Source organism: Pseudomonas sp. SIMBA_067 (genome assembly GCF_046534675.1).
Lineage (GTDB): Bacteria > Pseudomonadota > Gammaproteobacteria > Pseudomonadales > Pseudomonadaceae > Aquipseudomonas > Aquipseudomonas putida.
In genome coordinates this window covers 1-235 of the sequence record NZ_JAWRYH010001377.1, presented here as the reverse complement: position 1 = coordinate 235, position 235 = coordinate 1, and the positions used below count along the sequence as shown (strand labels likewise).

Sequence of the window (235 nt, the reverse complement as noted above, 5' to 3'; positions counted from 1 at the left end):
CGCCCGACATCACGATGTAGATCTCCTGTGCCTTGTTCTCGCGAATCGGCATCGCGAAACCGCCGCACACCACGTCGCCGAGCACGTCGTACGACACGTAGTCGACGCCGTCATACGCGCCGTTCTCCTCGAGAAAGTTGATCGACGTGATGACGCCGCGCCCCGCGCAGCCGACGCCCGGCTCCGGGCCGCCCGACTCGACGCAGCGAATGTCCTTGTAGCCGATCTTCATCAC

General features: G+C 64.3%; 1 pseudogene. It reads right to left on the bottom strand.

The features are described from left to right. Window positions 1-235 (bottom strand): annotated as a pseudogene (gene nifH, locus SB765_RS33870) (nitrogenase reductase); the annotation flags it as partial.